We start from the raw sequence: 10,437 nt of genomic DNA, 5'->3' as shown, positions 1-10,437 counted from the left end.
ATTGTATTTAAAGAATTTGTTAAAATAGTATTGGTGAAGATAAATTTGATTTTAGAAGTCATATTTATCAATCCTTTCTGTAATTTGGTGTGGTAACTTAATTATACAGAAAAGAAAGAGGTGACTCAAGGATTTTTTTTAAAATCCCGAATCACCTTTTTTTATATATTTTCTTAATAAAAAATATTTAAAAAATTTTAATTTTATGATATAATGTTCTTGTGGGGATAAATATATAAAGGGGGATTAATGAAAAAATTTTGTTTTTTAATGTTAATATTATCAATTTATTCTAAATCTAATGAAGGATTAGCTATAGGAGATAATTCAATTAGTATTGGGAATAGTGTTGCAACGGGAAGAAATTCTATTGCTATAGGTAAAAATTCAGCAGCTGTTGGTAATGATGAAACTAAGGAAAGTGTAGTTAGAAAAATTGAGGAAAATAAGGAAAAATTAGAAGAAATCGACAGTAAAGAAAAAGAAGTAAATAGAATTAATAAAGAAATTGAAAAGATTAATGCTAAGTATAGAGATATAATTGAAGCTGGTAAAAGAGTTAATATAGTTAATGAGGCAAAAGAGAATGCAAGAAATATTTGGAGTAATAAAGAAGAAGAATACAATGATTTAGTTAGAAATAATGAAGAATTTTTTAGAACACATAGAGAAAAAATACATGAACTAAATAGTAAGTTAGATGCTTTATCTAGAATAGAGGATGTGGATATATCTACAACAGATGGTTTAAATAGTGCCTCTAGTAGATTTAAAAATATGGTTGAAGAAGGTACTATGTTAAATATAGAATTAGAATTCTATAAAGAATATATAGTTAATTATTACAAGGCATTAGGGGATTTAAGAAAAAATCAAATAAATTTAGCTCAAATGTCATATGAAGAATTTAGTGATGACCATAAAGGTATTAATGAAAGTGTTGTTAATCCATATATTATAAATTCATATATTGTTTATTTAGATGGAGATAAGGTAGACGGAGATGTAGGATTAGATAGTGTATTTAATGGAGTGTTTAATAAAAATGGAATTTTATCTACTACATTTAATCAAGATGTTACACTTCATAAGGATGCATTCGGAAATATATCAAATAAACCTACTTATGATATAACTTTAAAATCTATTAAAACAGGTATTACGACAGAAGAAGAATATGAAAGGGTTAAACTTGAAGGTAGTAAGTATAAAAATGCATTTAGAGAATACTTTAGTAATAACAATAATAAAATGATTTTGGAAGAGGATAAGGAAGTTTTATTTAGAAAATTAGACTATAAAGTAGATTACTATATTAAAACTAATGAAATAACATATTATCAATATATGTATGAACAAGACTCGGATAAAAAATGGTTAGATAAAAAAAGTAAAGCTATTAAAGAATTGGATTTAATAAAAGAGCAAAATCAAAGTATAAGATATAGTGATGGATCAAACTTACTTATATATAAAATTAGAAATAATATAGAAAAATGGAAAAAAGAAAATATAGTTGACATAATAGAAAAGAATAAAGTGACAGTAGGGAGATTAACTACTGAGTTAGAACAAGCATTAGGAATAAATAGAAATGCAATTAGAGAAAGAGAAGAATTAATAGATAGAGTAAAAAAAGAAGTTACTAGATTAAAGGATATATATGATAATATAAATCCAGATCCAAATGACTTAGCTTTAATGCAAGAGTATACAAAAGTTTTAGAATTATTAGAAAAAGAACAAATAGATTTAGATGAAGCTGTTAAAAGATTAAAATATTTAAAAGACAATTTGGTGTTAAATGATTTAAGAAATATTGGTGAAAACAGTATTGCGCTAGGTATAAATAACATAGTTTCAGGAAGAAATTCTATAGGTATGGGTGTAGATAATATAGTTTTAGGAGATGATGTTATTGCTTTAGGTAGAAACATAAATGTCGAAAGAGAAATTAATGATGCAATTATACTTGGTAAAGAATCAAAGGCAATAAGTAATGCTTTATCTATAGGGAATGAAAATAATTTAAGAAAAATTGTTTATTTAGATAAGGGAAATATTTCTGAGAATTCATCTGAAGCAATAAATGGTTCACAACTTTTTTCTGTAATAAATGCCGATACTAATGTAATAAATAAAGAAAAATGGAGAGAAACACTAAATGAAGGCTCAGATATAAATAACCCAACAAATACATTAGTAACAGATAATCAAGTAAAATCGTATATAGATGGTAAAGGATATGCAAGTAGCATAGATTTAAATAATAAGGCAAATATAGATGGAAGTAATATAAATGTTGATAAATATATTAAAATATTAAGTGAAAATTCTAATATAAATAATCCTAATAATAAGTTAATAACGGATACCATAGTAAAAAAATATTTAGATGGATATATTAATAAGGGTGAAACAGGTAATGTGGTTAGTGAAACTTTAAAAATAATAGGTGGAGAAGATAGGATAATAGGTAATAATAACTTAGTTATAGAATTAAAGGAAAAAACAATAAATAAAAAACATTTAGATGATGAGCTTTTAAATAGTATAGGAAATAGTGTTAAATATGATGAAGAAAATAAGGGTAGTATTACTTTAGAAAATACATTAATAAAAGGTGTGGCAGATCCTATTAGTGATAATGATGCAGTAAATAAAAAATATGTTGATAATTTAATTGGATTAGATAACAGTATTTTATTTAAAAAAACTAATTCTGGAATTGCAAGTGCAATAGCACATGGAAGTATACCTTTTAATAATATAAACAAAACACATAGTATAGGAGCTTCTTTAGGATATTATAATAAAGAAGTTGGAGCAAGTATCGGTTATTCAGGTATGTTTAAAAATGTAGGTGTAAAAGCAAGTTTAGGATTTAATAGTGGATTAGAAGTTAGTGCAGGTCTAGGTTTTTCGTATACTTTTGGAGATATGGATAAACAGGAAGTAGTTTTTAAACAAGATAATAATATATATAAGATAGATGAAGAGGAATTAAATAAAATAAAAGAAGAAATAGAAAAATTAAAAAGAAAAGATAAGAATATAATTATTGATGGTTTTGAATTTGATAGCTATAAACTAAGCGATTTTAATAAAAGTATTATAGATAAATTAATTGAAGTAATTGATGATGAAGAGTTAATACTTATAGGTCATACTGATAAAGTGGGTACTGATATATATAATGATAAATTATCATATTTAAGGGCTAATGAAGTTAAGAGATACTTAGTTGAGGAACATAATATTTTAGATGATAGAATATATGTTATAGGAGAAGGAAAAAAAAGACATATAAGTGATATAGATGAAAAAAATAGGAGGGTAGAAATAATAATTAAGTAAACACAGGAAACTGTGTTTGCTTTTTTAAAATATTTATGATAAAATAATTTATATAAAAATAGTAAAAATAATTTGACAAAATATGTTAAATATGTTATTATTTTATGGTAAAATAAAATATCAACAATGATTGATATTGAAAAGAAGAATTTTGGTTCTCACCTTTCCATAGCGTTTAGTATGCATAGGCTTAATATGAGTTAGGTTATTAGTAATTAAATTGTATTAGACTAAGTCTAATGATTTTTTATTGATTTTTGAGAACAAGATTTTATCTTGTTTTTTTATTACAAAAATATAGGAGGTGTTCTTTATTAAAGGAACTGGGAAAACTGATGGAACTAGAATCAATGACGAGATTAGAGCTAGAGAAGTAAGGTTAATATCAGAGGAAGGAGAACAATTAGGATTAATGTCTTTCCATGAAGCTTATGATATTGCTCAAGAAAAAAATCTTGATTTAGTTGAAATGTCATCAAATAATGGTGTGTCAGTATGTAAAATAATGGATTATGGTAAATATCGTTATGAAAAATTAAAGAAAGATAAAGAAAATAAGAAAAAACAAAAAAATACTGTAATTAAAGAGATAAGAGTTAAACCTCATATCGATACACATGATATGGAAACTAAAATTAATCAAATTGATAAATTTTTAGAAAAAGAAAATAAAGTAAAAATCAGTTTAAGATTATCTGGAAGAGAAAAACTTCATTCAGAAACTGCAGTAAAAGTTTTAGATGAATTTGCAAATGTCTTCGAAGATAAAGCTATAGTAGAAAAAAAATATGGAAAAGAGCAATTACAAAAATTTGTTATGCTTTCACCTAAGAAATAGACAAGAGGAGGAAAATTTATGCCAAAGATGAAAACACACAAAGGAGCTAAAAAAAGAATTAAAGTTACAGGAACAGGTAAATTCGTAGTTAAACATTCAGGAAAAAGCCACATATTAACTAAAAAGACTCATAAGAGAAAGAAAAGATTAGGACAAGATCAAGTGTTAAATGGTGGAGCAGCTAGAAAAGCATCTAGATTATTAGCAGGACAAGAAGGAAGATAATAACTTATAAGGAGGAAAGAAAATGCCAAGAGTAAAAACTGGAATAGTAAGAAGAAAAAGACATAAAAAAGTATTAAATGAAGCAAAAGGATATAGAGGGACACAAAAAACTAACTATAAAAAGGCTAATGAAGCTGTTAAAAAAGCTATGGCTTATGCAACAGAACATAGAAAATTAAAGAAAAGAACAATGAGAGAATTATGGATAATTAGAATTAATGCAGCTACTCGTGCTGAAGGATTATCATATTCTAAATTCATGAATGGTTTAAAGAAATTAAACATAGAATTAGACAGAAAAGTTTTAGCAGAACTTGCTTTAAACAATGCTGCAGAATTCAAAGCTTTAGTAGAAAAAGTAAAAGCAATGTAATATATAAAACTACATCTTATGGATGTAGTTTTTTTTATTTGAAAATATGATATAATATATTAAAAGTGCAAAGGTGGTGTTTTATGGCTTTAAATTTTGAATATAAGGGTATAGATTTTGATTTAACTAAAAATTTAGAAAAAGATACTCTATATGTATTTTCAAATTTTAATGATAAATTTGTATTAGAAAACTTTGATAAAAATATTTTTTCTACAAATAAATATATTACAGAAAATGAATTTTGGGAAAGGGTAATACTTACAAATAAAATATTACTTAAAGAAGAAAAAGAAGTTGTTTTTTTCTATAATACTTTAGATAAAGAATTAAAGAAAAAACTTCAAATTAATGAGTATTTTGATTGTATAGATATAGCTTATAGATACTATTCTTTTATGAAAGAATATATTGAATGTGGTATAGATTTAAATAAAATAGAAATATTTGAATGGCAACATAATATAATTGATATATATCTTAAAATAAATGATTTAATGGTTGAAAGAGCAAATAAAGAAGAAAAAATACCTAGATATTTGTTACCTATTTTTTCATATATTAATTTTGAATATATTAATAGTTTCAAAAAAATAATTTTTATTAATAAGTTTTCTTTTAATATCTATGAAAAGAAGATATTAGAAGATATAAGTAACCTATATATATATCTATATGTTAATAAAAATGATTATGATGAAGAAAAAAATATCTTAAAAAATATTACTTTACCAAATTTAAAGGATAAGAATATATCTATAGTTGAATGTAGTGATAAATTTACACAAAACTTAAATATTATTGATAATTTAGAAAAATTTAATACCATATATGATATGGAAGAAAACAAGAAATCTAAAATAAAAAATGAAAATGTATTTATTAAACAAAATGAAATAATAAACACGCTAGATTTTTCATTTAATCAAACTGTGTCATATAATATTATTTCAAAAATATATAGAGCTATTAAGAATTCAAAAAGCGGGAGATATTTAATTAGTGATATATATAGATTATACTCAATTAAAGAATATGTTAGTGAATTTGAAATAGATAATAAAGAGTTCTCTGTTTTATTCAAAGAATCAAAAAATAATAAAATATATTTAGAAAGTGATAAACTTGAAAGTTTAACATTATTAAATAAAATAACAGGATATAAAAATAAAGAAGATTTTTTAGAAATTTTTGAAAAAATTGGTAATATTAGATCTGAAAAAGAATACATGTTTAACACTAGTTTTACTTTTTTTGAAGCATTAAGTGAGGTTAATGTATTAGAATTAGACTTTTTATCAAATTTTGTAACGGATTATTTAATGCTATTTTTAAAATATTTAGATAAAAAAACATTACATGCAGATTTAGTAGAAAAGAAAAATAGAATATTGGATGTTAAAAAGTTAGGAACAGAAATAAAAGAGAATTTTGCTTTAATAAATGTTCAAGGTAATATCTCTATTAAAGATAGAAATATATTTTCTAAATTGCAAAGTATTTCGTTAGGACTTTCAATATCAGATGATTTAGTATTTGAAAATTTATTTAATATATATAGAAATATTGCAGTATCTAAAAATATATATATTAGCTATATTAAAAATGAGGATGAAAATATATCAGAAATGCCATTTTTAACTGAATTAATATTTACAAATAAATTATATGTTGATAAAAAAGAGATATCTATGAGTGAAAAAACAGTTATTTTAGATAAATTACTTGATAAAAGTGAAATTAGAATAAAAGATAAAATAGAGGATGATTTGTTATATAAAAAAGATAAATTATCAGAATTTAATAGTATATCAGTAACTAAGTTATTAAGTTTGATAGAATCAGAATTAGATTTTTATTTATCAACTAATATTGAAGAAAGTGATATATATAATGAAGAAATTAAGGCAATGGAAGTAGGTAATATAATTCATAGTATTATGGAGAATATAATAAAAAGAGTTGGGAAAAATATATGTCATACTAAAGAAGAAGAACTACTTGAATATATAAATGAATCTATAAAATTAGTTATGGATGAAAAAAATAATGTAATTCTTGATGATTTTAAAAACTATTTTGAAATGATGTACTTAAGTATATTACCTGAGACTATAATGAATTTCTTTGAAAAATTGAAAAAGAAATTGATACATGAAAATATAGTTGAAATATATACTGAAAAAGAAGTAGGATTTTATGTAAATGTAGGGGATAGAGAAATCAAAATTAAGGGTAAATCAGATTTAATAATAGAAACAGAATCCAAATATATAATTATAGATTTTAAAACAGGTAATTATAATGATGATAAAATGAAGAAATATTCAAAACAAATTAAAATATATTCATATATGGATGAATTCAAGGATAAGGAGAGTGTTGGATATATTTCATTTATACAAACTTTTGATGATTTATTTATAGCTAGGGATGATGTTAAATTTAAAGTTGATGGTATGGATGTAAATTTAAATAAAGAATTTATTGTAGAAATATTGAATTCATATATTAATAATGACACATTTAAAAAAGGGGAGAATATTTCGAAATATTCTAGTTTTAAGGAGGTAATTAATAATGATAACTAAGAAAACAGTTGTAAAGGCAAGTGCAGGAACAGGGAAAACATATAGATTATCTCTAGAATACATATACTTTCTATTATTAGATATAGATTTTAGAAATATATTGGTAATGACTTTTACTAAAAAAGCTACGGCAGAAATAAAAAATAGAATATTTGAATTTATATTAAGCATAATATCTAAGGATAAAAAATCAGAAGAATTGATTAAGAATATAGAAAATAATTTTGATTATGCTTTTAAACCCGGTGATATAGAAAAGTTAACTAATATATATAAAGATATGTTAATTAATAAAAATAGGGTAAGAATAGATACTATAGATGGATTTACAGCAAAAGTATTTAATACTTGTATTGCAGAACCTATATTAGATATGTATGATTATGATATATTGGTTGAAGATACAGAAAATGAAAAAACAATATATACTGATTTTTTAATCAAATTAATTAATAATCCTAGTTTTAAATATAAGTTTAAATCAAGAGATGTAAAAAAAGCTATTAAAGACATAAAAAATTATTTTATATATAATAAGCAGGAATTAGAAAGTATTAAATCAATTAAAGAAAGATATACTTTAGAAGATATTTTAAACGAAGCTAAAAATCTTTTTTATAATGTATTAGAATTTGAAAAAAATCAAGAGAAAGCAAAAAATGATATTAAAAAAGTATTAGAATTATTGGAGAATATAAATGATGTAAATATTGAATTTATTTATTCTAAACTTAAAACATATTTTGAAAAAATATTTACCGTGTATGATGTATTTAAAATTAAAACTGATCTTAAATCTGAAATTGTAAAATATATTAATAGTAAAAAAGTAGAACTATCTATTAAAATCGTTGAGTTTCAAATAATGAGATATATATATGAAAGTGAAAAGAAAACTAAAGAAGTATTTGATAATTCAAAAATTATTTTTGAAACAGACTATAAATTAAAAAAAGAAAAGAAATTATTAGAGTTTAACGATATTACATATTATACACTTAAATATATTTTTGATGTAAGATTAGGATTAGTAAAAGATGGTAAAGTAACTGAGGCATTTTATGAATTGATGGATGGTAGAATAGATGCGCTAATGGTAGATGAGTTTCAGGATACAAGTGTAGCACAATTTAAATTTATAAAATTAATTATGGATGGAGCTAAAATAGTTACTTGTGTTGGAGATGAAAAGCAAAGTATATATGAATGGCGTGGAGGTAATAAAAAATTATTTGAAGATTTAGAAAAAACACTTGGGGAAGATACTGTAGTTAAAAATTTAAGTACATGCTATAGATCTGAAAAAAATATAATTGAATTTGTAAATAAAAAATTTTCTAACTTAGAAAATTATTCGTATAATGAAGTTAAATCAAGCAAAGAAGAAAAAAATGCAGGATATGTGCAAACAATATTTTTTGAAAAACCAAAACAAAATAAAAATAATAATAATAATAATAATGAAAATAATGATAATATATACAAAGTTATAGCTGGAAAAATAATTGAAAATAAAGATTTTACAGATACAGCTGTTTTACTTAGAAATAATAATGAACTTGAAGAAGTAGCTAAATATTTAGATGAAAATAATATTAGATATTCACTTATTTCTAAGTCAAATATATTAGATGTAAAAGCGGTTAAAGTAGCTCATAGCTTGGTTAAGTATTTAGTTACTAAAAATGAAGTTTTTAAATATGAGTTTTTAAGAAGTAACGTCAAAAACTATAGTCTAGAAGATATTGATGAAGTAATAAAGGGTAAAAAAGATGTTGATTTAGAATTTTTTAAAAAGAATTTTGATAAACATAATTCATATAACTCAAATAATTTTGATTTTTCTGATGAATATTTACGTAGATTTGGATATAGTGCAAATAATGATTCTAATGATATACTTAATTTGAATATCTATTTTTCTAAAATGAAGGAATTTAATAATTTATATGACTTTTATGAAAATATTGAAAAAAATAAGGAGACTAGAAAATCTGTTATAGAAAAAGAAGGAATTATTCTTACAACAATACATTCTTCTAAGGGTCTTGAGTATAAAAATGTTTACACTTATGATGATAGTTTTGATGAAAATAAGGGTGATTATAAAAAATATGTAGCATATGATAATGAATATAATGTAAGTAAGTTTAGATTAACAGATTATCATATTTTATATAAGATGTTGAAAAAAATTAATGAAGAAAAAGGATTTGAATATACAGAGTATAATGAAATTATTGAATCTTTTAAAGGGCATAAGGAAGTATACGAAGAATATATTAGTATTAATAAAAGTAATAAGGATGCATATTTAAACTTGAATTATGTTGGGTATACTAGAGCTAGAGAAAATTGCTATATTTTCTATACAAAACAGGGGCCTTTAATTAATAAGGTTGAAGAGTTAGGAAAAAGAATTGAAGTACAGCCTGTGGAAAAAATTAAAATAGATACAGATTATACTAAATATTCTAATTATATAGGACCTACTAATTATTTAGAAGTTGATAATGAAGAATATAATGTAGATAGAATCAATAAACAAAAAGAAGGAAGTGCAATACACTATTTCTTTGAAGTATACAAAGGTAATGTTGAAATAGCAATTGATATAGTTAAAAAAAAATTTGGGAATCTTTTATCAGATGAGAGTTTTAACAGAGTATTAGAACTTGTATATAAAAATGTTGAAAAGTATAGATATATATTAAATAGTAATATGGATAGATATTCAGAATTTAAAATATTTGATAAAGAATATGATAAAATGTACATTATTGATTTATTACTTATTGATAATGCCAATAAACAAGCATATATTTACGATTTTAAGACAGGGCATAATGTAAAAAATAATCCCAAATATATTAAACAGTTAGATAATTATAAAAAAATACTATCAAGAGAAATAGAGGGTTATGAAATATTTACTGAAATACTACCGCTTGATGAATAAAAAAGGGGCTGTTCCGAAATAAACAGTCTAAATAAACAAAAAAAGCCAGAAATAAAGCTGGCTTTTTTTGAACTAAAAACACGCATAAACATTG

General features: G+C 22.8%; 6 protein-coding genes. All 6 read left to right on the top strand.

Annotation, left to right across the window (positions count from 1 at the left end; all coding sequences use genetic code 11):
* The first annotated feature begins 249 nt into the window (after positions 1–249).
* The 6 genes from AYC60_RS05935 (at position 250) to AYC60_RS05910 (ending at position 10,343) form a co-directional block, all read left to right on the top strand.
* A complete protein-coding gene (locus tag AYC60_RS05935; protein ID WP_067322398.1) occupies positions 250–3,357 on the top strand; it encodes an OmpA family protein in 3,108 nt (1,035 codons plus the stop codon).
* A gap of 304 nt (positions 3,358–3,661) precedes the next feature.
* On the top strand, positions 3,662–4,195 hold the full coding sequence (gene infC, locus AYC60_RS05930; RefSeq protein ID WP_067322395.1) for a translation initiation factor IF-3: 534 nt from the start codon (positions 3,662–3,664) through the stop codon (positions 4,193–4,195).
* Between the two features lie 18 nt (positions 4,196–4,213).
* Complete coding sequence (rpmI, locus tag AYC60_RS05925) at positions 4,214–4,420, top strand: 50S ribosomal protein L35 (protein WP_067322393.1); 207 nt, start codon at positions 4,214–4,216, stop codon at positions 4,418–4,420.
* 22 nt (positions 4,421–4,442) lie between these two features.
* Entirely contained in the window at positions 4,443–4,793 is a 351-nt protein-coding gene (gene rplT / locus AYC60_RS05920) for a 50S ribosomal protein L20 (RefSeq protein WP_067322390.1), read from the top strand.
* Between the two features lie 83 nt (positions 4,794–4,876).
* A complete protein-coding gene (locus AYC60_RS05915; RefSeq protein WP_067322388.1) occupies positions 4,877–7,384 on the top strand; it encodes a PD-(D/E)XK nuclease family protein in 2,508 nt (835 codons plus the stop codon).
* Entirely contained in the window at positions 7,374–10,343 is a 2,970-nt protein-coding gene (locus AYC60_RS05910; RefSeq protein WP_067322385.1) for a UvrD-helicase domain-containing protein, read from the top strand. The genes AYC60_RS05915 and AYC60_RS05910 overlap by 11 nt, the downstream gene beginning before the upstream one ends.
* Positions 10,344–10,437: the final 94 nt, after the last annotated feature.

The organism is Streptobacillus felis, from assembly GCF_001559775.1.
Classification (GTDB): domain Bacteria; phylum Fusobacteriota; class Fusobacteriia; order Fusobacteriales; family Leptotrichiaceae; genus Streptobacillus; species Streptobacillus felis.
Note: the sequence above shows the minus strand (reverse complement) of the source record. Positions and strands in the feature narration are given on the sequence as shown.

What these genes read in the sequence shown, in the direction of transcription:
- AYC60_RS05935 (WP_067322398.1), top strand. Translation starts at nt 250, where the DNA reads ATGAAAAAATTTTGTTTTTTAATGTTAATATTATCAATTTATTCTAAA.
- rpmI (WP_067322393.1), top strand. Translation starts at nt 4,214, where the DNA reads ATGCCAAAGATGAAAACACACAAAGGAGCTAAAAAAAGAATTAAAGTT.
- rplT (WP_067322390.1), top strand. Translation starts at nt 4,443, where the DNA reads ATGCCAAGAGTAAAAACTGGAATAGTAAGAAGAAAAAGACATAAAAAA.
- AYC60_RS05915 (WP_067322388.1), top strand. Translation starts at nt 4,877, where the DNA reads ATGGCTTTAAATTTTGAATATAAGGGTATAGATTTTGATTTAACTAAA.
- AYC60_RS05910 (WP_067322385.1), top strand. Translation starts at nt 7,374, where the DNA reads ATGATAACTAAGAAAACAGTTGTAAAGGCAAGTGCAGGAACAGGGAAA.